The organism is Volucribacter amazonae (assembly GCF_029783845.1).
GTDB classification, from domain to species: Bacteria; Pseudomonadota; Gammaproteobacteria; order Enterobacterales; family Pasteurellaceae; genus Volucribacter; species Volucribacter amazonae.
This window is the reverse complement of the sequence record NZ_LWID01000001.1, coordinates 310,708-330,360: the sequence shown is the minus strand read 5'-3', so window position 1 is coordinate 330,360 and position 19,653 is coordinate 310,708. Positions and strand designations below refer to the sequence as shown.

The following is a 19,653-nucleotide window of genomic DNA, read 5'->3' as shown; positions in this document are numbered from 1 at the left end:
TTTAATCTGATAGTACCTTGTGACATAAAAACTAGGGTGGCTGTCAGATTAATCTATGCCAAATGCTTATTAAAACTTGTTACAGTCGCCCCATTTTAAAATAATACAGCATTGGTATATTTTGCTGTACTGCCTTGTCTTATTTTAAATTGAAACGACTATATAAAATTGCCTAATAAATTATCGCATTTCCATTAATAAACGCTGTATAATTTGAGCATTAGCAGGCGGAAATTGGCTTGCGTCTAATTCATTTTGTGCCACCCATAATCCCTCTTGCCCTTCTCGTCCAAAGGGTTCATTTACCCATTCTTCTACCAAATAGAAGTAAAACTCAATGAATTTGGTTGGGTATTCAAAACAAAATTTTTCATAAGGATAAGCGGATAGCACATGAATTCCCACTTCTTCCTCTAATTCTCGCTTTAAGGCTTGTTCGGGGGTTTCTCCGGGATCCACTTTGCCACCTGGAAATTCTAATGCTTGAGCAAAATCTTGCCCTTCTAAACGTTGGGTTAAATAAATTTGTTTAAATTCATTACGAATAATCCCTACCGCTACCTTAATTAAGGGTTTTTTCATTATTTGGGTTTCTCCAAAGGGTTATAACAACTGATAAAAAAGTGCGGTGAGATTTTAAAAAATTTTTTAAAAATCTACCGCACTTTAGGGTACTAGCCTTTTACTCGGCTACCATGACAATGCTTATATTTCTTGCCCGAGCCACATGGACAAGGTTCATTGCGTCCGATTTTACGATTCGCTTGCTGTCGTTCTGTGTCATTGCGTTGCTCTCCATTAGCATGTAGTTGAATATTATCCGCCTCTCGTTGTGCGGCAGCAATTCTGGCACGCTCGGCAGCCTCAATTTCCTCTTGGCTACGCACTTGAACCTTGCTTAAGGTACTAATAACCCCTAATTTTAAGGCATCAAGCATTTCAGTAAACATTTGGAAAGATTCTTTTTTATATTCTTGTTTTGGATCTTTTTGGGCATAACCACGCAAATGAATACCTTTGCGTAAATGATCCATTGCGGACAAGTGATCTTTCCAGAGTTCATCTAGCAGTTGTAACATCACGCCTTTTTCAAAATTACGCATGGTGTCCGCACCAACAAGCTCTTCCTTACGTTTATATTCTTCTACGGCATATTGTAAAATACGTTCACGCAAGGTTTCCTCGTGCAAATGGTTATCTTCTTCTAGCCATTGTTGAATAGGTAAATCCAAGGCAAAATCTGTTTTTAAACGTTGTTCTAATGCAGGAATATCCCACATTTCTTCCAAGGATTGTGGCGGAATATATTGATCGATAACCGCATTGAAGACATCACTTCGTATAACATCAATGGTTTCGGAAATATCTTCATTATCCAATAAATAATTACGTTGGTTATAAATGGCATGACGTTGATCATTAGCGACATCGTCAAATTGTAATAAGTTTTTTCGTCCATCAAAGTTATGGGCTTCTACTTTTGCTTGTGCCGAGGCGATTACCTTGGCTAATAGCTTAGACTCCATTGCCTCACCCGGCTCGGTAAAGGCTTTTTTCATCATATTTAATTTACCTTCATTGAGATAAATCCGCATTAATGCGTCTTCCAAAGAAAGGTAAAAACGTGATGAACCGGGGTCGCCTTGACGTCCTGAACGTCCTCGCAACTGGTTATCAATACGGCGTGATTCGTGGCGTTCGGTGCCGATAATATGTAGCCCGCCTGCAGCCATTACAATATCATGACGTTTTTGCCAAGCGGCTTTAATTTCATCAATTTGTGCTTGAGTTGGATTGTCTAATTTTTCCACTTCCGCTTTCCAACTTCCGCCCAACACAATATCCGTTCCGCGTCCTGCCATATTGGTGGCAATGGTTACTGCACCAGGGTAACCGGCATTCGCCACAATTTCTGCTTCTTGTGCATGGAATTTCGCATTTAATACGCTATGTTTAATGCCTGCTTTGGTTAAGGCTAAAGACAATAATTCAGATTTTTCAATGGAAATCGTTCCCACTAATACAGGTTGATTGCGTGCCACGCAATCCTTAATGTCTTTAATAATGGCCTCAAATTTATAGGCTTCATTTTCAAACATTAAATCAGTGCGGTCATCACGAATCATAGGACGATTGGTTGGAATAACAACGGTTTCTAAACCATAAATTTGTTGAAATTCAAAGGCTTCGGTATCCGCTGTTCCTGTCATACCTGCTAATTTTTCATATAAACGGAAATAATTTTGATAAGTGATAGAGGCGACAGTTTGGTTCTCGCTTTGGATTTTCACGCCCTCTTTTGCCTCAATGGCTTGGTGTAAACCATCAGACCAACGGCGTCCTGCCATAGTACGCCCTGTATGTTCATCAACAATGACCACTTCGCCATCTTTCACAATATAATCCACATTGCGTTCAAATAAGGCGTGAGCGCGCAATGCTGCATAAACGTGGTGCAATAAAGAAATTTTTGAAGGCGAATATAAAGATTCGTCTTCGTTCATTAAACCTAATTCAGCCAATAATTTTTCAATTTTTATTTGTCCTCGTTCGGTTAAATAGGCTTGTTTATTTTTTAAATCAACGGTGTAATCGCCATCGCCTTGATATTCATCGCTATCTTCTTTTTCTTGTAAAATCAATTTAGGAATTAATTTATCAATGGCGACATAAAGCTCCGAACTGTCTTCTGCTTGCCCTGAAATAATCAAAGGGGTACGCGCTTCATCAATTAAAATGGAATCCACTTCGTCCACTAAAGCATAATGCAAGGGACGCTGGAAACGCTCTTGTGCTGAATGAGCCAGATTATCTCTTAAATAATCAAAGCCTAATTCGCTATTGGTGGCATAAGTAATATCTGCGGCATAAGCAGCACGCTTTTCTTGTGGCAACATTCCCGGCACATTGACAGCAACCGTCATACCTAAAAATTCAAATAACGGGCGATTGGTTTCCGCATCTCGGCGTGCCAAATAATCATTAACGGTAACCACATGCACCCCTTTGCCACTCAAGGCATTTAAATAACAAGGTAGGGTTGCGGTTAAGGTTTTGCCCTCACCAGTACGCATTTCCGCAATACAACGATCATTAAGCACCATTCCCCCGATAAGTTGTACATCAAAGGGACGCATGCCTAACACACGCTTACTTGCTTCACGCACCGTAGCAAAGGCTTCAGGAATTAAATCTTCAAGTTTTTCCCCTTGAGTTAAACGCTGACGAAACTCTGCGGTTTTGCCTTGTAGCTGTTCATCAGTCATCGCCTCATATTCAGGCTCTAATTTATTAATTTGTGCAACCCGTTTATTTAAACGGCGTAAAATACGGTCATTACGACTACCAAAAACTTTAGTTACAATAGTTGAAAACATAATATCTCTTTATTTTTCTTAAAAATTAAAAAAGACTTATTTAGCAAATAAATAAGCACAGACAAATATATAACGTAATAGACTTAAACCGCAGGACCTGCTCGGATAGGACGTTGACGCACAACAATTTGAGTATAAAAGTGCGGTAGGTTTGACGAAAATTTTGGGAAATCCAGTAAAGCAACAAAATCAATGGTAAAACAACAGGGTTGAATAACCGTTATATCAATTTTATTTTGTTCTATTTGCTGTAAAGATTGATAATTTGTTTCTAAATTCTCTTTAACTTGCTCAAAATCTTGACTTGCAGGCAATAAAAAAAGTGCCAACATACCTAACAGTAAATGTGGCCAAAATGTATTTTTTTTCTTATTCCCTGTAATGTTCACAATATTCTTCCCAAAAATTTTGCCCATTATAACGGAAATTCATTATAATGCCTACCTTAACATAGGGTTTAGCGAAGGAAAATCAAGTAATGCGTAATAAAAAAATGATGAATATCAAAGGCGTTCTGGCAAATTCAAGCCTAAGCCAAATTATGCAACGAGGACTTTTTCTATCACAACTTAACCAACAGTTGCAAAGTCTGCTTCCTGTGCAATTCCGTTATCAATTTCGTATTGCCAATATCCAAAGCAATCAACTTTGCTTAGAGGCGAAAAATGCCAGTGTCCGCCAAGCCTTATTATTTAAACAACCTGCATTATTAGCATTAATACAACAGCAATCGCCACACATAAATCAATTAGTTATTCGGATTAATCCTGAACTATAAATCGCTTTACTAACCTTTTCTAACTTCGTAAAATACGGACTTAAAATTTGAATTGGTACTAATATGTTAAAAATTATCCCAAGTTTAAAACGTCTTGTTATTATTAGCTTGAGTATATTAATCGTGGCTTGCTCAGTAACTGATGAACGTCCATCAGAGGTTCGTTATATTGATCCACAAGACCCAACTTGGCTTGCTCATTTACAAAAAATCCAACAAATTCGCTCTTATGCAGCGAATGGGCAGTTAGGCTATATAAGTGCTAATGATCGTTTTTCTAGTCGTTTTGATTGGCGTTACCAAAACCCACAATCCTATCAATTACAACTTTCATCAATGCTAACCAGCACAACCTTATCAATCGTTATGACCCCACAGGGTATGAGCATTTCAGATAACCGAGGTAATCAGCATAATGCTCAAGATGCCCAACAATTATTGCGGGAAATAATAGGTATGGATTTTCCGCTAGCCCAATTTAGCGATTGGTTAAAAGGGCAACCTGATTTAGCTCAACCTTATTATGTGGGCGAAAATCATTTATTGACACATTTTGATTATGTTCAGCCAACTGACTCTTGGACAGTGGACTATTTAAGCTATCACAGCCAAGAAACCCCAGCTTTACCAAAAGATATTGTAATTAAAAACCAAGATAAAACCTTGAAAATTCGTGTAGATAATTGGATTTATTAATGAAAACTTACCGATTTTCCACCGCACTTTTATCAGGAAATCCGAGCAATCGGTTTCCTTCCCCCGCTAAACTCAATTTATTTTTATATATCAATGGTAAACGTCCTGATGGTTATCATGAATTGCAAACTCTCTTTCAATTCCTTGATTATGGTGATTGGCTAACCATTGATTGTTTAGCACAGAGCAACCAAATAGTGCTTTCCCCTTCTTTGGCAAATCTTCCCATTCAAGATAATTTAATTTATCGAGCGGCTAAACTATTACAAAAATTCAGTGGCTGTCAAAAAGGTGCTAAAATTCACTTAGATAAAATTTTACCTATGGGCGGTGGGATTGGTGGTGGCTCATCAAATGCAGCGACAACATTATTGGTATTAAATAAATTATGGGGAATTAATTTTAAACCCAGTGAATTGGCTAGCATAGGTTTACAATTAGGCGCTGATATACCGATTTTTATTCATGGGCATGCCGCCTTTGCTGAAGGTGTTGGGGAACAACTTACCGATTGCTTACCGCAAGAAAAATGGTATTTGGTGTTAAAACCCCATGTGACGATTTCTACCGCAAAAATATTTTCTGATGCAAATTTGCCAAGAAATACCCCAAAACTTACATTGCCCCAATTACTTAAAGAACCATTTCATAATGATTGTGAAAAAATTGTGCTAAATCATTATCCTGAGGTTGAAGAACTGCTAAACTGGTTGTTACAATATGCACCCGCACGTTTAACAGGTACAGGGGCTTGTGTTTTTGCTGAGTTTGAGCAAGAACAACAGGCACAAGCGATTTTTAATATAAAACCAAAACAATATCAAGGTTTTATCGCAAAAGGGGTTAATCGTTCCCCTTTACAATATAAATTAAATGATATTTAACGTTACTTTCTCGGATTGCTCGCAATCCTAAACTTACTCACATTTGAGGTCAAACAATGCCCGACATAAAACTTTTTGCAGGTAATGCAACGCCAGAACTTGCCAAACGAATTTCTGAACGCCTTTATATTTCTATTGGTGATGCCACAGTAGGTCGCTTTAGCGATGGCGAAATTCAAGTACAAATTAATGAAAACGTGCGTGGTGCTGATGTTTTTATTATTCAATCTACTTGTGCCCCTACTAATGATAACCTGATGGAATTAATCGTAATGGTTGATGCCTTACGCCGAGCTTCCGCAGGGCGTATTACTGCAGTTATTCCTTATTTTGGTTATGCACGTCAAGATCGGCGTGTGCGTTCTGCTCGTGTACCTATTACCGCCAAAGTGGTAGCAGATTTTCTCTCTAGCGTAGGGGTAGATCGTGTGCTTACTTGTGATTTACACGCAGAACAAATTCAAGGTTTCTTTGACGTACCTGTGGATAATGTTTTTGGTTCACCAGTATTAATTCACGATATGCTGAAAAAAACAGATTTAGAAAACCCGATTGTGGTATCGCCAGATATTGGTGGAGTAGTACGAGCAAGGGCTATTGCGAAATTACTCAATGATACCGATATGGCAATTATTGATAAACGCCGTCCTCGTGCCAACGTATCGCAAGTTATGCACATTATTGGTGATGTCGCAGGCAGAGATTGTATCTTAGTTGATGATATGATTGATACAGGGGGAACACTGGTTAAAGCTGCAGAGGCATTAAAAGAACGTGGTGCGAAACGTGTATTTGCCTATGCAACCCACGCGGTATTCTCTGGTTCAGCGGCGAAAAATATTGCCAGCGAAGCCTTAGATGAAATCGTGGTTACCGATACAATCCCACTTTCCGCTGAAATTAAGGCGTTAAATAAAGTGAGAGTCTTAACCCTATCAGGTATGTTGGCAGAGGCAATCCGCAGAATCAGCAACGAAGAGTCTATTTCTGCAATGTTTAGTTAAAATAGATGAAATAAATCAATCAATTAATTAATGGCTGCAATTTTGTGGCCGTTTTTTTTATCCTTATTCGTTGTTGGCATAAAACCCTTATCAACAAACAAATAAAGCTGTGCGAGCAATTTTATCCTGTATAATAAAAATACCTATTGACCAACAATGGTTCTTTGCTGGACAATGTTGTGTTGTGGTCGTAAGCAAGGCGTATCAACATAGTCTATTTTAAATTGAAACGGCTATAACAATTAAGTTTGGAGAACAGTAAATAGCGTTAAAAATCAAGATATAAAAAATTTACAGTATAATATATGATATAAATTTAAATAGAGTTGGAGCTAAATCTATGTTTTCATATAGAATTACAAAATATTTTCTCATCAGAAAAATCATGAATGGACGAGTTTCTATGATTTCTCAGAAGAAAATATTAATAACTATCTCAATGTTGAAAACAAATATATATTTATAATAATAAATACCTGTAAATATTTAAATATAGATAATTTCTATCTTAACGAGATAGAAATATATGATAAAAATATAATGAATATAAATAGACAAGTAAAAGTTAAGAACATTATTCCTATCTTACGAAATATTCTTAGAGAAAAAATATGGTGTAAATTGAAAAGTTCAAAAATAGAAATACATTTTGGCTATGATTACTATATGTATTTTATTACTTATATTAATATTTATGATTTTCTACTATATAATTCAGACGATTTAAATGTAGAAGAGTTTGTATCCCCATATTTATAAAATAATGATGAAATTAATTAATTACCCATATAACTTAAAACATGGGAATATATTAAAAGTCCCTAATTTGGTCAAGGGCGAAAGCTTTACAGAAATGATGTTAAGTCAAACATATCATGAAAAAGGAAAGTTTAGTTTTATTGTTATATCAGGCAAGAAATCAGGAAAAATTTTATTTGAAATTCCTAATGAAGCAGAAATTGAAAAAAGTACAGCTATAAAAACCAAGTGGGTTATTGATTATTTAGAAAATTCATATCCTGAAAAAGATATAAAATTAATCTATATTAGAAAAGGTATTTTTCTTAGAAAGATGAAAAATAAAAGTGATTATAAAAAGCTAAGTAATTATAAAAAATCCCATATATCATATGGGAGCATTATAAGATTTTCAGCAAGTTACCCCTATGAACAAAATATTGAAGTAATATTATCAGAGTTTGATAAAAAGGAAAAAGAATTATGTTTTTTAATTTTATCTGGTCGTAGAGCTGGTCTTATTTTAGTTATTCCGCCTGAAGATTCTTTAGTTTATCATGAAGGTATACTAGGTATATCTATAAAATGGTTATCATATAACTGGAACTATTGGGTTTATCAAGACTGTGATTTTCATAAAATAATAATTAAACAGACAAGATATATAAAAAAATAAATTTGATAATAAAGGTATTTATGAAAACTCTAGGCATACAAAGTATTATTTTTGAAAACCCTTTTATAAACAAACTCTATGGAAGTGAACCTATAACGGAAGTTGCAATTCCCCAAATATATTTAGATGAATACGATCATGGGTTATCTCATATTTATATTCATATTAAAAAGAAACCTCTTTATTTTATTCCTAAATACGGTACTTGGGGAGTAGACTATAATGTTATTATATTACATTTAATTGGGAAAATTGATGATATAGAAATAAAAAATTTAGGTATAGGCACCGACTTTTCCACAGTAAATATACAACATATTAAAGATGATAAATATTTTTTATCAAAGGAAACTGAATTAGCTAGTCTAAAAATGGTATTATCACCTTGTATTTTGCAAAAAACGGAACGTTATAAACTATAATAATAGACTTTTATGAAGAAAATATAATGTAATAACTATTCTATATTAGAATAGGTTTTAATTAATCAATAAATTAGTTCTTTAAAAATTTTTAAATAATAAATAGGGTAATTCACCAGCTTTGCAGTTACCCAGCCCAATGGTAAAGTACTAGGCTTACTTGATCCCACAGTAATGGTAAGTAGAAGCTCAATCTTTATGGGGATTTGGGGATTAACTACAATCGCTTCCGCTACTACGATCCTGAAACCGCTTACTATTTATGTTCTGATCCCATTGGTTTATTGGGTGGGGAAACACCTTATAGTTATGTGGCTAATCCGTTGGATTGTGGGATCCTTTAGGATTAGTAAATGAATTAACTCAAGGCTATTCTGTTTACGGTTTATTTGAAAATAATAAAACTAAACCACACTATATAGGCATTACCAATAATATTCCTATCAGAGAAAATCAACATATAAAAAGTGGTCGTTTACCTAAAAACTCTAAATTGATACCTTTAGATTCAAATATTAACTATGGAAATGCTCGAGGTTATGAACAAGCATATATAGAGTACTATGGAACTAAAACAGTACGTAGAGGAGAAAATATATCTGGAGCAAATAAAGGAAATAAAAATAATTCCTTTTCTACTGAAAATAAAACAAGAAATATTAAAAGACAAAATCATTTTATGAATGTATATAATGAGAAATTACAAACACTTTCAAGTCAAAATATAAATGGGAGAAAATGTTAAATGACTAATATACAACTATGGGGATGGAATAAAAAACCTAGAACAATGAGACGTTTTCTGAATTCTGGTGATATTTTTTGTTTTAAATATCATAATCAATATGGATTTGGTAAATTATTATGTAAAAGCTTATTGGGACATTATGCTGAAATTTTTAACTATTTTTCTGAACAACCTGATATCAAAGAAAAAGATATATTAAAATCAAAAAGGTTACTTCCGCCCTTAATTATTAATACATATGTATTATTTGACAGAAAGTTAGAAGGTGATTGGAGAATTATTGGCAAGCAGCTTAATTTTAAACTAACTCAAGAAGATAAGGAACTATATTATAGATGGGGAATTTATCCATTTTTAAAAATTTCTAATATGACAGAAGAAATAACTAAGGATATTCCAGTTTCTGATATTATGAATTATCCTTTACAATCTCCGTATGTAGATTCATCTTTAAAAGAGCTAATTGATTACTTCATAAAAAATAAAAAATTACCAAAGAGTTTTTTTATGCCATAAAGTTTATACTAATCACTTCTGTTATTAAAAGTATAAAACAAACACTTATTATTTATACTCTGATCCAATAGGTTTATTAGGAGGGGATACGCCTTATCGTTATGTGGCTAATCCGTTGGATTGGGTGGATTGGTTTGGGTTGGCAGGGTGTAAAGGAAAAAAATGGGATGTTGGCTCATATCAACAACTTAGAAGTTCTGTAAAAAATCATGGGTTAGAATTAGATGCTCATCATATCGGTCAAAAAGCACTAATGAAAAAACTGGTTAAAAATTATGACCCTAATACGGGACCTGCTATTCTTGTACCTAAAGTGGGTCATACCATTTCTAAACCTAATACTGGAGTAGTATCTAGAAGCAATATTAATCCTAAAACTGGGCAAAAAATTAAATCCGCTAGAGAGTTGCTTGCTAGAGATATAAAAAAATTAAAAAGAGTATATCCAGAAATTCCAAAATCGAAAATTAGAGAAATAATAAAATTAAACAAATCTATGTATCCAGAAATGAATAAATAAGGAGTTACTATGTTGGATAAAAATATTATTGAACCTTAATAATGAACAAAAAGAAGTTTTTTTTAATTTTTTAAAGACCGTTATCATTGATACCGCTTCTACTATATTAGGAGCTATAGATGGTACAACATTTATAAAGGATGCTGATGGTGAATATATATTAAAATATAATAATGAAGATATTCAGGGATGTTTACAAGACTATTTTTTAGCTAAAGCAGAAGAAGACGGATACAAATAAACTCATTAAATATAGTAATTAGAAAATAAGTATTAATGAATTTGTTCTTTAAAAATAAAATAACCTAAATATAAACGGCGACTGAAAAGCCTCGCCGTTTTTTTGATAGCCTTCAAACTACAATGGCAAGCCGAAACTCAATCGTTATGGGGTTTAACCTTTAGCCAATATGGCAAAACACAACCTCTTGACCCACAACTGCTTTTTGCAGGACAATATTATGATGTAGAAAGTGGCTTAGCCTACAACCGCTTCCGCTACTACGATCCTGAAACTGCATGCTATTTATGTTCTGACCCGATTGGTTTATTGGGTGGCGAAACGCCTTATAGTTATGTGGCTAATCCGTTGGATTGGGTGGATTGGTTTGGATTGGCAGGATGTAAAAATCCTGTGCAAAAATATGAAGTTGGCACATATAATGATTTAAAAAAACGTTCTATTTCTGGAGATCAATTAGATATTCACCATGTAGTTCAAGCTCACCCAGGCAATCAAGTTATTCCTAATTATAATAGAAATACTGCTCCAGCAATAGCTATTCCTGTAGAAGAACATAAATTAATTCCTACTGTAAAAGGCAAGTATTCAGGCTCGCCAAGAGAATTATTAGCTAAAGATATTAAAGATCTAAGAAAATATACAAAAGCCCCTAATTCTAAAATTAAAGAATTAATTAACTTAAATAAAAGAATGTATCCACATAGTTTTAAAAAATAGGAGTATTAAATGACACAATTAGAATTCGTTAATATATTAAATGAATTAATCGTGAAAGGATCATGTGATAGTGTTTTGAAACTATTAAATGATCCCCCTGGAAGAAGACCACCACAATATCTGGTAGAAATGTCTAATTTTTTCAAGTCTCAAGATGAAAATAGCAAAGAAATGATAAAAAAAATTATATCTTTCACTGCTGATACAGCTCTGTTTGGTTTGTTTTGTATCATAGATGATGTAAGAACTTTTGATAATGAGCATGGGCATCTTGAACTATTTTATATTAAAGAAAAAACAAAAGTTCTATTGAATGATCCAGAACAAGAATATTTACATGATATTTTTAATTCATTAGAAAATAAATATTAATAAATTTGTTCTTTAAAAATAGAATAGGCTAAGTATAAACGGCGACTGAAAAGCCTCGCCGTTTTCCGAAATACTCTTTATTTATAAAACCTACCTATTTTCTAAGTTACTCTCTAACACCTGTATTAATTGTTCGCCAAAAGGCTGTCGCCAGCCTTTTAATAGTTCGGGTAATTTATCTTGCGGAGTTTTATGCCAATGCCATTTCATCAGTTTTTCTAAACTTCGGCGACTTGCAATTACTTCAGGTTTTAGATCTGTTGGGGTAATTTGCTTTAGCTTTTGTTGTAGCCGTTTTAATCCAGCTTTATAGCGTGGATCTTCGGCTAATCGTACTATTTTGTCTGGATAATCCTGTGCGGGAATATGTTTGACTTGGTCTAATAACTTTAACATTGTTTTGCCATGCAAACGCACTTCTTGATGTGTCAATCCTAATTCTAACAAAGCGGAAATGTTTTTGGGATTGTATTTCGCCAGTAACCAGAGATGTTCGCCCTTTACCACGAAATTTACCGCGAGATCTCGTTTTATCGCTTCTTGCTGTCGCCATTTGGCTAATAATTTTAATCGCATTAGCTCAAGAGGGGAAAGTTTCCAGCTATTTGATATGGCAATATAGGCGGTGTCAGGATCATCAAATTTTTGGCATTTTTCAAGTAATTGTTCACAATCATTGGTTAATGCGGATTGCCAAGGCGTTTGTTGTAAATCTTGCCACATTCTTTGATATAAGGGCAATAGATACCATACGTCAGCCGCCGCATAACTTAGCTGGGTCTCCGTCAATGGTCTAGCTAACCAATCTGTGCGAGCGGGGGATTTGTCTAATACAAGAGAAAAATAATGTTGCACTAAATTAGCAAAGCCCGTAGATTGCGGAAAATCTAAGAATTTTGCCATGACTTGGGTATCACATAAGGGCTGTGGTAATACCTTAAAATAATGATAAAACACTGCCAAATCCTCTGAACAAGCGTGCAGTACCTTGAGGATATTTGGGTGATTAAATAATGCCAATAATGGCGAGAAATCGCTGATTTTGCTTGGATCAATCAGGCTTAATCGTTCTCCGTCATAGAGTTGGATAAGTCCTAATTTAGGGTAATAGCTTCGCACACGAATAAACTCTGTATCCAATGCAAGTAAGGTTTTGGTTTGAGCTAAGGCACAAATTTCCGCTAATTGTTGGTCATTATCAATAAGTTTAAAGTGCGGTGGGTTTTGTAATTCTTTTATGCACATAATGTAAATACGATGATTTTAAAAGAAAAAACGGTGGCGAGTTACCTCGCCATCTTGGTTTAGTCTGTTTGGCGATGTTTAGCTAATTCTTCATCACGCAATACGCGACGTAAAATTTTTCCTACATTTGATTTTGGTAATTCACTACGAAATTCAATTTCTTTCGGAATTTTATAGCCTGTTAAATGTTGGCGACAATGTTTACGCAACTCATCTCGTGTGAGGCTTTCATCATTTTTCACTACAAAGATTTTAACGACTTCGCCTGACACTTCGTGAGGTACACCAATCGCCACGACTTCAGCCACTTTATAATTAAGCATTACCACGTCTTCAATTTCATTCGGATAAACATTAAAGCCCGACACCAAGATCATATCTTTTTTGCGGTCCACAATGCGTAAATGATAATGTTCGTCCATTAGCACAATATCGCCAGTGGCAATCCAACCCTCTTTAAGCACTTCTTCTGTTGCTTTAGGACGCTGCCAATACCCTAGCATTACTTGTTCGCCTTTAACCCAAAGTTCCCCGGCTTCCCCTAATTCGGCTTCTGTGCCATCGTCTTTTAAAATTTTAATATCCGTATTCGGTACAGGCACGCCAATACTGCCATTATGTTTGGTCATATTAATAGGACAAGCGGCAATTAATGGCGAACATTCGGTCATACCATAGCCCTCCATAATATTGCACCCCGTTACTTGTTGCCAACGGGTTGCAACCGCTTGTTGCACCGACATACCGCCGCCAACCGTTAATTTAAGGGCGGAAAAATCTAGTTCACGAAAACTTTCATTATTCAGTAAGGCATTAAACAGGGTATTTACGCCCGTAATCGCCACTATAGGATATTTACGCAATTCTTTGACAAAGCTATCAATATCACGTGGATTGGTAATTAGCACCCCAGTAATACCAAGCTCTAAAAATAATAGGCAGTTGGTAGTTAAAGCAAAAATATGATAAAGGGGTAAAGCAATAACCGCTTTACGGCTCAATTTATTGTCGCCCACAAAAGGCTCTGCAAACCATTTGGATTGAAATACATTGGTAATAATATTACCATGGGATAACATTGCCCCTTTCGCTACCCCTGTTGTTCCCCCTGTATATTGTAAAAATGCCAAATCGTTGCGTTCAAGATCAGGTCTAACATATTGACGGTGTTTACCAATGCTTAACACTTCTCTAAAGGTTGCAGCGTGAGGCAGTTTATATTTAGGCACTAGTTTTTTTACATACTTCACCACAAAATTCACTAAGGTTCGCTTACCAAAGGAAAGTTGATCGCCCATTCGGGTTAAAATAACATGCTTAACTTGGGTATTAAACACCACTTGCTCTAACGTTGAGGCAAAGTTAGAAACAATCACAATCGCCGTTGCACCGCTATCTTGTAATTGGTGTTCTAATTCTCTCGGGGTATATAAGGGATTAACATTAACCACTGTCATACCCGCTCGCAAAATCCCAAATAACGCAATGGGATATTGCAATAAATTCGGCATCATTAACGCCACTCTATCGCCTTTATTAAGTTTTAATTCATTTTGTAAATAAGCGGCAAAAGCTCGGCTACGTTCTTCTAATTTACGGAAAGTTAGCACTTGCCCCATATTAATATAAGCGGCACGATCAGGGTGGCTACGCACTGCATTTTCAAACATATCAAGCAAGGAAGTATAGTTTTTCGTATCAATTTCCTGTGCCACATTTTGCGGATAATTTTTTAGCCAACGTTTTTCCATAATCAATCCTTTTTGTTTTTATTATCGGCGAGAGTTTACCTTGTTCTTTTCATGAATACAAATTAATGCTTGTAGAGAAAAAAGAAGATAGACCATATAAACCTTAACTTTCTCGCCCCGGTAATTTTTGCCAAGTTACTTCATTGCGTAAATAAACTGGTTCAATTTGCTCAGCACGAATAAAGGCTTGTTGTTGCCATAAAGGCAAAGCTAATGGCAACATATAACGTGCTGAAGGCAGTAAAATCTCTGTGGTTATAGCTGAGATTTCTGCCAGTTGTGGATAAGCCTGCCAGCCCGTCCCCACCTTATAAGCTGACGAAAGATCATCAGCCAGATTCATAACTAATTGTTCAGGTTTAATGACTACTTCTGCAATATCCGCTTGCCAAACAGAAAATCCTTTTTCAGACTGGACTTGAGTTAATTGCGAAAAATACACTTCATTCATTCTGGCATCAATCGCCGCTAGCACATTGGTGGCTTGATATTGTTCATAAGCCGCCTGTGCCATTGCGGTTAAATTAGAAATAGGGATAACGGGTAAGTCTGCCCCAAAAGCCAATCCCTGTGCAATACCTGCCCCAACTCTTACCCCAGTAAAACTACCCGGTCCTCGCCCAAATACAAGAGCATCAACTTGATTAAGCTGAATAGCAGATTGTGCCAATAACTGATCAATTAAGGGTAAAATTCGTTGGGTATGGGTACGTTGAGCCAGTTCATCAAAATGGGTAATTTCATTGTTATAAAGTAACGCTACTGAACAAGCCTCAGTAGAAGTATCAAGTGCAAGTAATGTTGTCATAAGGTTCTCTGTTGTTTATTTTTGTTGTAAAAAATCAATTAACTGTTCCAAATCTCTGGTGCGTTTCGCATTGGGCAAACTGCGTAAAAAAATACCGCCATAGTTTCGCATAACTAAGCGACTATCACAAATAATCACTGCTCCTCGATCGGTAATATCACGAATTAAACGTCCTACCCCCTGTTTTAGAGTAATTACCGCCTCAGGAATTTGAATATCATAAAAAGGCTCGCCACCTTGCAAACGGCAATCTTCCATACGAGCTTTTAACAAAGGTTCATCAGGGGCAGTAAAAGGCAATTTATCAATAATCACTAAGGACAAACTATCGCCTCGCACATCAACCCCTTCCCAAAAACTTGAAGTCGCCACTAAAACAGAATGGGGTTGTTGCACAAATTGAGCTAATAATTTAGGTTTAACCATTTCGCCCTGTAACAAAATATCCAATGAACTATGCTGACGAAAATAATCCGCTAACGCACGCATCATCGCGTAAGAGGTACATAAAACAAAACAACGCCCCTGATTTGCCTCAATCACAGGCAACAGCATTTTGCCCAGTTGAAGTGCGGTGTGTTTTTGATTTAAATTTGGTAAAAACCGAGGAACACATAGCATTGCCTGTTCAGGATAATTAAAAGGGCTAGGCAAAATTTGTTTAGTTGCTTGCTCAATGCCCATACGCTGACAAAAATGTTCAAAATCGCCGCCCACTTCTAAAGTAGCAGAAGTAAAGATCCAACTGGCTTTTTGGGCAGTCATTTGCTGACTAAATTTATCCGCTACTGTTAAGGGCGTTATATGCAAGGCAAAATAACGTCCCATAGTTTCATACCAATAACAATAGCCTGTGATTTCCGTTTGGGCTAAACGTTGTAACAGCGTACCAATATTATTAATCCGCTCAAAAATATTATCTAAGGTCTGCGAACGCCCCAACGCCTGTTTAATCACTTCCGTTAAAAAATCTAAACGTTGTTGCAACCAAGCTAGCCCTTTTTGTATTGCCCCTTGTTGCAAAAGCTGTCGCCAATTTCCTCGCTGATTGCCCTCACCCAATAATAAACGAAAATCTTGTATTGCCTTGAGTAATTGATCTGCCCCCGCTCCCAGTTGGGCTAAATCTTTAAGCTCGGTACGATGCACCACCGTAATATCTTTACATAAATCATTGAGTTGGCGTGCGGTTAATGATTGCCCAAAATATTGGCTAGCAATATCCGGTAACTGGTGTGCTTCATCAAAAATAATCACTTCCGCATTGGGAATAAGCTCGCCAAATCCACTTTCTTTCACGGCCATATCGGCAAAAAACAAATGATGATTTACCACCACCAAATCCGCATTCATTGCCTTTTTGCGTGCTAATGCCACATAACAATCAGCATAATTAGGGCAATCACTACCTAAACAGCTTTCCGTTGTGCTAGTAAGTTGAGGTAATAACGGACTATCTTCAGCAAGCTCCACACATTCAATTAAATCCCCTGTTTTGGTTGCTGTACTCCATTTAGTTACCTTTGCCAAATCCGCCAACACCGAACGATCTCCCACAACCCCTTGACTGGTTAATTGTGCTAGCCGTTCTAAACATAAATAGTTGGCTCGTCCTTTTAATAACGCAATTTTTCCTTGGTAATTTAACGCTTTTTTTATGGTAGGCAGATCACGATTAAACAACTGATCCTGTAAATTTTTAGATCCTGTGGAAACAATGGTTTTTTTCTTTGCCAATAAGGCAGGGGCAAGATAAGCAAAGGTTTTGCCTGTACCTGTACCTGCCTCTACCACTAACGTCCCATGCTGTTTAATGGTTTTTTCCACTGCCAACGCCATTTCCAACTGTTCCGCTCGTGGACGAAATGCGCTGATATTACGGCTTAACACCCCTTGCGGTGCAAAAACAGACTGGACATTATCAATATTAACCATAGGTATTTCAAATTGCTTTCCCAAAAAATTAGAGTATTATACCTAAATACACTGAATAAAAGAACAGTATAAGGATAAATCATGCTAAATAACCATTTTTCAATCATTGCAAACCTCAGCCCTGAATTGCAACTAATTCAAATTAACCAATTACAATGCCTTAAACTTTCTCATTCCGTTGGTACAGCCTTAATTGCCTTGCAGGGGGCTCAATTATTGCAATGGCAACCTACTCACGCTAAACAGCCCGTACTTTGGTTAAGCGATATTGAACCTTATCAACAAGGCAAAGCGATTCGAGGTGGTATCCCTCTTTGTTTTCCTTGGTTTAATAATAATGGCACACCTGCCCATGGCTTTGCTCGCATTAGTTTATGGCAACTTAAACAATACGACATTAGTAAAGACAAAGTGCGGTTAGTTTTTCAATTATTTTTAGAACAACAATTACAAGCGGAAATTTGTTTTACTTTTAGTGACAAATGTGAACTTGAATTTATTAACCATGCCCAAGCTAACGCACAACTTGCCCTGCATAGCTATTTTCAAGTCAGCCATATTCAACAAACTTACATTCAAGGATTAGGCGAAACTTGTTTTAATAGCCTTACTCAGAAACAAGAAAACGTGGCAACTCCGCGACAAATTGAGCAAAATGTAGATTGCATCTATCCTGCTCAAGACATTTGTCATAATGCAATCCACGATCAAGGCTGGCAACGCACCATTCAACTTGAACATCATCACGCTAGCGATATGGTATTATGGAATCCTTGGCATAAACCTACCAGTGCCATGAACGAGCAGGCATATCAATCTATGCTTTGCCTAGAAACCGCCAGAATTCATCAGCCACTCGCCATAGGGGAATGTGTGAAATTAAGTATCAGTGTGGAAAATCATTAATATTTCATTTAAAGTGCGGTGGATTGTGAGATTTTTTAATCTTTTCCAATTTGCTAATAGTTATAGCTCCTTTATCAAAGGGGACAACTTATTTTATTTATAATAATAAAGAAGTCGCTTACCCAATGGAGAAAAAACACTAGTAAAAATACTTAAAAAACTAACCGCACTTTAATTTAAAATCAATAGCGTACTAATCTTTAATACCTTGTTGAATACGATCGGCAAACATACCAATACTTAAGGCAAAATAATTTGAACGGTTCCAATCTAATAATGTTCTAAAATTATTGGAAACCAAAAAGGCTCGTCCTTTTTCTTTATCAGGGCGAATTAACCATAAATCTGCTTTGGCTAAGGTATTCCACTTTTGTAATTCCTGTAAACTATGGGTTTTTAACCTAATACCTTGTGCTTGCCAAGCCTGTAAAGAGAGGGATTTATGGGGTTCAGTGCCAGCTAAATCCAATGGTAAATCTCCATTAATTTCTACTTCTACACCCCAAGGTAAATTGGCATTCCAGCCCACAGTGGATAAATAATTCGCAATGGAAGCAAATACATCGGCAGGATCTTGCCAAATATTTTTTACACCATCATTATTGCCATCAACGGCATAATTTAAATAAGAAGTGGGCATAAATTGCGTTTGTCCCATTGCTCCAGCCCAAGAACCTAACATATTCTCGCGGGTAATATCTCCTTGTTCTAGCATTTTCATGGCATTAATAAACTCTTGGCTAAATAAGGTTTCTCGCCGTCCTTCAAATGCCAAAGTGGCTAATACTGATAACACATCATAATTACCTTGATAATAACCAAAACTGCTCTCCATTCCCCATAACGCCATTAAATATTCAGGTTGTACGCCATATTTTTGGCTCGCACGCTTTAAATGGGATTGCACGCCTGCATAACGGCGGTTTGCTACTTCCACTTTATTATTGGTTAAAACTCGTTTAAGGTAATTAGTTGCCCCATTCGGATTGGCAACTCTTGGTTGGCTAGGATCTCGGCGGGGGCGTGCCGCTTGTTTGCGATCAAGATCCACCGCTTGTTGAATATAGCGAATATCTTGGTTAGTTTGCAATGTTTGGCTAGATACGCCTTGTCCTGCGGCTTTGCGTTTTAGAAAGTCTACATAATCGGCAAAGTAATGTAATTCTCGTGAATTTGGATAAACCGCTTGTGGATCAAGAGGTTGAACTTTAGGTTGGCTACTGCAAGCCCATAATAATGTGCTTAAAACACAAGGGATAAAGGTTTTGGCTAAACGCATAGTTTCCTCAATAAAATTTTGATAAATGATAAATATA

General features: G+C 36.2%; 22 protein-coding genes. 14 read left to right on the top strand and 8 right to left on the bottom strand.

Translation table 11 applies throughout. The features are described from left to right. Positions 1-180: 180 nt before the first annotated feature. The 3 genes from mutT to secM form a co-directional block, all read right to left on the bottom strand. Complete coding sequence (gene mutT / locus A6A20_RS01620) at positions 181-582, bottom strand: 8-oxo-dGTP diphosphatase MutT (RefSeq protein WP_279571839.1); 402 nt, start codon at positions 580-582, stop codon at positions 181-183. 92 nt (positions 583-674) lie between these two features. Beyond that, on the bottom strand, positions 675-3,377 hold the full coding sequence (gene secA / locus A6A20_RS01615; RefSeq protein ID WP_279571838.1) for a preprotein translocase subunit SecA: 2,703 nt from the start codon (positions 3,375-3,377) through the stop codon (positions 675-677). An 83-nt stretch (positions 3,378-3,460) separates the two neighbouring features. Beyond that, positions 3,461-3,793: a secA translation cis-regulator SecM gene (gene secM / locus A6A20_RS01610; protein WP_279571837.1), complete on the bottom strand. Its 333-nt coding sequence runs from the start codon at positions 3,791-3,793 to the stop codon at positions 3,461-3,463. A gap of 62 nt (positions 3,794-3,855) precedes the next feature. On the opposite strand from secM, the gene A6A20_RS01605 reads away from it, so the two are divergent. The 13 genes from A6A20_RS01605 (at position 3,856) to A6A20_RS01550 (ending at position 11,692) form a co-directional block, all read left to right on the top strand. Beyond that, positions 3,856-4,155 carry a DciA family protein gene (locus tag A6A20_RS01605; RefSeq protein WP_279571836.1) on the top strand — a complete coding sequence of 100 codons (300 nt, stop codon included), beginning with the start codon at positions 3,856-3,858 and terminating at the stop codon, positions 4,153-4,155. A 63-nt stretch (positions 4,156-4,218) separates the two neighbouring features. Next, positions 4,219-4,851, top strand: coding sequence for a lipoprotein insertase outer membrane protein LolB (gene lolB, locus A6A20_RS01600; RefSeq protein WP_279571835.1), 633 nt, complete (start codon positions 4,219-4,221; stop codon positions 4,849-4,851). Then, positions 4,851-5,735 carry a 4-(cytidine 5'-diphospho)-2-C-methyl-D-erythritol kinase gene (gene ispE, locus A6A20_RS01595; RefSeq protein ID WP_279571834.1) on the top strand — a complete coding sequence of 295 codons (885 nt, stop codon included), beginning with the start codon at positions 4,851-4,853 and terminating at the stop codon, positions 5,733-5,735. The genes lolB and ispE overlap by 1 nt, the downstream gene beginning before the upstream one ends. A 56-nt stretch (positions 5,736-5,791) precedes the next feature. Continuing rightward, complete coding sequence (locus tag A6A20_RS01590; RefSeq protein ID WP_279571833.1) at positions 5,792-6,739, top strand: ribose-phosphate pyrophosphokinase; 948 nt, start codon at positions 5,792-5,794, stop codon at positions 6,737-6,739. 766 nt (positions 6,740-7,505) lie between these two features. Then, a complete protein-coding gene (gene imm45, locus A6A20_RS01585) occupies positions 7,506-8,153 on the top strand; it encodes an Imm45 family immunity protein (RefSeq protein ID WP_279571832.1) in 648 nt (215 codons plus the stop codon). 20 nt (positions 8,154-8,173) lie between these two features. Further along, positions 8,174-8,575, top strand: coding sequence for a hypothetical protein (locus tag A6A20_RS01580; RefSeq protein ID WP_279571831.1), 402 nt, complete (start codon positions 8,174-8,176; stop codon positions 8,573-8,575). 206 nt (positions 8,576-8,781) lie between these two features. Beyond that, entirely contained in the window at positions 8,782-8,919 is a 138-nt protein-coding gene (locus A6A20_RS12720) for an RHS repeat-associated core domain-containing protein (protein WP_424585401.1), read from the top strand. Beyond that, complete coding sequence (locus A6A20_RS01575; RefSeq protein ID WP_279571830.1) at positions 8,904-9,320, top strand: hypothetical protein; 417 nt, start codon at positions 8,904-8,906, stop codon at positions 9,318-9,320. Before A6A20_RS12720 ends, A6A20_RS01575 begins: the two co-directional genes overlap by 16 nt. Further along, positions 9,321-9,839, top strand: a complete 519-nt coding sequence (locus tag A6A20_RS01570) for an Imm26 family immunity protein (protein ID WP_279571829.1) — start codon at positions 9,321-9,323, stop codon at positions 9,837-9,839. It begins immediately after the preceding gene. Positions 9,840-9,954: 115 nt separating this feature from the next. After that, positions 9,955-10,359 (top strand): hypothetical protein, encoded by a 405-nt coding sequence (locus tag A6A20_RS01565; protein WP_279571828.1) that lies wholly within the window; start codon positions 9,955-9,957, stop codon positions 10,357-10,359. 28 nt (positions 10,360-10,387) lie between these two features. Further along, positions 10,388-10,600, top strand: a complete 213-nt coding sequence (locus A6A20_RS01560) for a hypothetical protein (RefSeq protein ID WP_279571827.1) — start codon at positions 10,388-10,390, stop codon at positions 10,598-10,600. 102 nt (positions 10,601-10,702) lie between these two features. Further along, entirely contained in the window at positions 10,703-11,320 is a 618-nt protein-coding gene (locus A6A20_RS01555; protein WP_279571826.1) for an RHS repeat domain-containing protein, read from the top strand. Positions 11,321-11,329: 9 nt separating this feature from the next. Beyond that, positions 11,330-11,692, top strand: coding sequence for a hypothetical protein (locus A6A20_RS01550; protein WP_279571825.1), 363 nt, complete (start codon positions 11,330-11,332; stop codon positions 11,690-11,692). Between the two features lie 90 nt (positions 11,693-11,782). Here A6A20_RS01550 and rnd read toward each other — a convergent pair whose 3' ends face one another. From rnd to yoaA, 4 genes are all read right to left on the bottom strand, one after another. Further along, positions 11,783-12,937: a ribonuclease D gene (gene rnd / locus A6A20_RS01545; RefSeq protein ID WP_279571824.1), complete on the bottom strand. Its 1,155-nt coding sequence runs from the start codon at positions 12,935-12,937 to the stop codon at positions 11,783-11,785. Positions 12,938-12,996: 59 nt separating this feature from the next. Then, the gene (gene fadD / locus A6A20_RS01540; RefSeq protein WP_279571823.1) at positions 12,997-14,688 is read right to left on the bottom strand and encodes a long-chain-fatty-acid--CoA ligase FadD; all 1,692 of its coding nucleotides are present in this window, start codon (positions 14,686-14,688) and stop codon (positions 12,997-12,999) included. 103 nt (positions 14,689-14,791) lie between these two features. Next, positions 14,792-15,496 (bottom strand): tRNA (adenosine(37)-N6)-threonylcarbamoyltransferase complex dimerization subunit type 1 TsaB, encoded by a 705-nt coding sequence (gene tsaB, locus A6A20_RS01535; RefSeq protein ID WP_279571822.1) that lies wholly within the window; start codon positions 15,494-15,496, stop codon positions 14,792-14,794. 15 nt (positions 15,497-15,511) lie between these two features. Further along, positions 15,512-17,431, bottom strand: coding sequence for a DNA repair helicase YoaA (gene yoaA, locus A6A20_RS01530; protein WP_279571821.1), 1,920 nt, complete (start codon positions 17,429-17,431; stop codon positions 15,512-15,514). 81 nt (positions 17,432-17,512) lie between these two features. Here yoaA and A6A20_RS01525 point away from each other — a divergent pair, with 81 nt between their 5' ends. Beyond that, positions 17,513-18,337 carry a D-hexose-6-phosphate mutarotase gene (locus tag A6A20_RS01525; RefSeq protein ID WP_279571820.1) on the top strand — a complete coding sequence of 275 codons (825 nt, stop codon included), beginning with the start codon at positions 17,513-17,515 and terminating at the stop codon, positions 18,335-18,337. A gap of 193 nt (positions 18,338-18,530) precedes the next feature. Here the strand turns inward: A6A20_RS01525 and A6A20_RS01520 are convergent, their stop codons facing one another. Continuing rightward, positions 18,531-19,616 carry a lytic murein transglycosylase gene (locus A6A20_RS01520; RefSeq protein ID WP_279571819.1) on the bottom strand — a complete coding sequence of 362 codons (1,086 nt, stop codon included), beginning with the start codon at positions 19,614-19,616 and terminating at the stop codon, positions 18,531-18,533. Positions 19,617-19,653: the final 37 nt, after the last annotated feature.

Coding starts and splice junctions, on each gene's coding strand:
- rnd (WP_279571824.1), bottom strand. CDS start 12,937: ATGTGCATAAAAGAATTACAAAACCCACCGCACTTTAAACTTATTGAT.
- A6A20_RS01525 (WP_279571820.1), top strand. CDS start 17,513: ATGCTAAATAACCATTTTTCAATCATTGCAAACCTCAGCCCTGAATTG.
- lolB (WP_279571835.1), top strand. CDS start 4,219: ATGTTAAAAATTATCCCAAGTTTAAAACGTCTTGTTATTATTAGCTTG.
- A6A20_RS01590 (WP_279571833.1), top strand. CDS start 5,792: ATGCCCGACATAAAACTTTTTGCAGGTAATGCAACGCCAGAACTTGCC.
- A6A20_RS01550 (WP_279571825.1), top strand. CDS start 11,330: ATGACACAATTAGAATTCGTTAATATATTAAATGAATTAATCGTGAAA.
- yoaA (WP_279571821.1), bottom strand. CDS start 17,431: ATGGTTAATATTGATAATGTCCAGTCTGTTTTTGCACCGCAAGGGGTG.
- tsaB (WP_279571822.1), bottom strand. CDS start 15,496: ATGACAACATTACTTGCACTTGATACTTCTACTGAGGCTTGTTCAGTA.
- A6A20_RS01570 (WP_279571829.1), top strand. CDS start 9,321: ATGACTAATATACAACTATGGGGATGGAATAAAAAACCTAGAACAATG.
- mutT (WP_279571839.1), bottom strand. CDS start 582: ATGAAAAAACCCTTAATTAAGGTAGCGGTAGGGATTATTCGTAATGAA.
- secA (WP_279571838.1), bottom strand. CDS start 3,377: ATGTTTTCAACTATTGTAACTAAAGTTTTTGGTAGTCGTAATGACCGT.
- A6A20_RS01520 (WP_279571819.1), bottom strand. CDS start 19,616: ATGCGTTTAGCCAAAACCTTTATCCCTTGTGTTTTAAGCACATTATTA.
- secM (WP_279571837.1), bottom strand. CDS start 3,793: ATGGGCAAAATTTTTGGGAAGAATATTGTGAACATTACAGGGAATAAG.
- fadD (WP_279571823.1), bottom strand. CDS start 14,688: ATGGAAAAACGTTGGCTAAAAAATTATCCGCAAAATGTGGCACAGGAA.
- imm45 (WP_279571832.1), top strand. CDS start 7,506: ATGAAATTAATTAATTACCCATATAACTTAAAACATGGGAATATATTA.
- A6A20_RS01580 (WP_279571831.1), top strand. CDS start 8,174: ATGAAAACTCTAGGCATACAAAGTATTATTTTTGAAAACCCTTTTATA.
- ispE (WP_279571834.1), top strand. CDS start 4,851: ATGAAAACTTACCGATTTTCCACCGCACTTTTATCAGGAAATCCGAGC.
- A6A20_RS01605 (WP_279571836.1), top strand. CDS start 3,856: ATGCGTAATAAAAAAATGATGAATATCAAAGGCGTTCTGGCAAATTCA.